The 1,852-nt window shown below is 70.6% G+C and carries 2 protein-coding genes; both read left to right on the top strand.

What is annotated here, in order from left to right; genetic code table 11:
- Nucleotides 1-139 precede the first annotated feature (139 nt).
- Nucleotides 140-1,528, top strand: a complete 1,389-nt coding sequence (locus AC27IO_RS23690; RefSeq protein ID WP_498741108.1) for a phosphomannomutase/phosphoglucomutase — start codon at nt 140-142, stop codon at nt 1,526-1,528.
- Between the two features lie 67 nt (nt 1,529-1,595).
- A partial coding sequence (locus AC27IO_RS23685; protein WP_498741107.1) for a nitrilase-related carbon-nitrogen hydrolase occupies nt 1,596-1,852 on the top strand: 257 nt, incomplete at its 3' end.

Raw genomic sequence — 1,852 nt, 5'->3', positions numbered from 1 at the left:
CGGCCTACGCGCCGCGGCCCCGGCGGCGCCCGACCCCGCGCCTACAATGCCGCGACCCCGTCCAACGAGAAGGGGCGCCGCAGCGCACCATGCGCCCGCCGCGCCCCGCGATTTCTCCCGAACCGCGAAGGAACCCCCTGTGCAGCCCACGCCCGCCATCTTCAAGGCCTACGACATCCGCGGCATCGTGCCGAGCACCCTGAACGACGAAGTGGCCCGGGGCCTGGGGCGCGCCTTCGGCACCGCCGCGCGGGCCGAGGGGCAGACGGTGGTGGCCGTGGGGCGCGACGGCCGCCTGTCCGGCCCCTCGCTGGCCGCCGCGCTGATCGCCGGGCTGGTGGACGCCGGCATCGAGGTCATCGACATCGGCCCCGCCACCACCCCCATGCTCTACTTTGCCGCCCACACCCTGTGCCACAGCGGCATCCAGGTCACCGGCAGCCACAACCCCAAGGACTACAACGGCTTCAAGATGGTGCTGGCCGGCCGCGCCATCTACGGCGATGAGATCCAGGCCCTGCGCCGCACCATGGAAGAAGAAAGCTGGACGCTGGCCCAAGGCGGCAGCGTGCGCCAGGCCGACGTGCTGCCCGCCTACGTGCAGCGCATCACCTCCGACGTCAAGCTCGCCCGCCCGATGAAGATCGTGGTGGACAGCGGCAACGGCATTGCCGGCGCCTCGGCCCCCGGCATCTTCCGCGCGCTGGGCTGCGAGGTGATCGAGCTGTTTTCCGAGGTGGACGGCAATTTCCCCAACCACCATCCCGACCCCAGCAAGCCCGAGAACCTGCGCGACCTGATCGCCACGCTGCAGTCGAGCGACGCCGAACTGGGCCTGGCCTTCGACGGCGACGGCGACCGGCTGGGCATCGTCACCAAGGACGGCCAGAACATCTTTCCCGACCGCCAGATGATGCTGTTCGCCCGCGACGTGCTCTCGCGCGTGCCCGGCGGCCACATCCTCTTCGACGTGAAGTGCACCCAGCGCCTGGCCCCCGCCATCACCGAGGCGGGCGGCCAACCCGTCATGTACAAGACCGGCCACTCGCTCATCAAGGCGCGCATGAAGGAACTCGACTCGCCCCTGGGCGGCGAGATGAGCGGGCACATCTTCTTCAAGGAACGCTGGTTCGGCTTTGACGACGGCACCTATGCCGGCTGCCGCCTGCTCGAAATTTTGAGCCGCGAAAGCGACCCCGGCGCCGTGCTCAACGGCCTGCCCACCAGCCATTCCACGCCCGAGCTGAACGTGTCGTGCGCCGAAGGCGAGCCGCACCGCCTGACCGCCGAACTGCAGGCCCTGGCCGCCGAAACCTTCGCCGCCCCGGCCACGATCAACACCATTGACGGCCTGCGCGTGGACTGGCCGGACGGCTTCGGCCTGATCCGCGCCAGCAACACCACGCCCGTGCTGGTGCTGCGCTTCGAAGGCCACACGCCCGAGGCGCTGGCGCGCATCGAAGCGGCCATGCTCGCGCTGCTGCACCGGGTCAAGCCCGACGCGCACGTGGGTGCCGCGGCCCACTGATCGTTCGCCGCCAGCCGCCTGCCATCCACCGCCCGCTTCACGGACCATCCGCCCCTTGAATCCCCCCGTGTTCCCACCGCTGTACACCGTGGCAGCGGCGCAGTCGATCTCAATTCCCGGCGATGTGCCGGCCAACGTGCAGGCGCACCTGGCCATGGTGCAGGCCGCCGCCCAGGAAGGCGTGCAACTGCTCGTCTTTCCCGAGCTGTCCCTCACGGGTTATGAGCCCGACCTGGCGGCCCGCCACGTGCTCGGCGCGGACGACGCCGTGCTGGCGCCGCTGCGCGAAGCCGCCCGCGCCCATGGCATGGCCGTGGTGGTCGA

This window comes from Acidovorax sp. KNOB132, assembly GCF_057541515.1.
The sequence above is the reverse complement of the archived record's forward strand: the minus strand, read 5'-3'. Positions and strand labels throughout refer to the sequence as shown.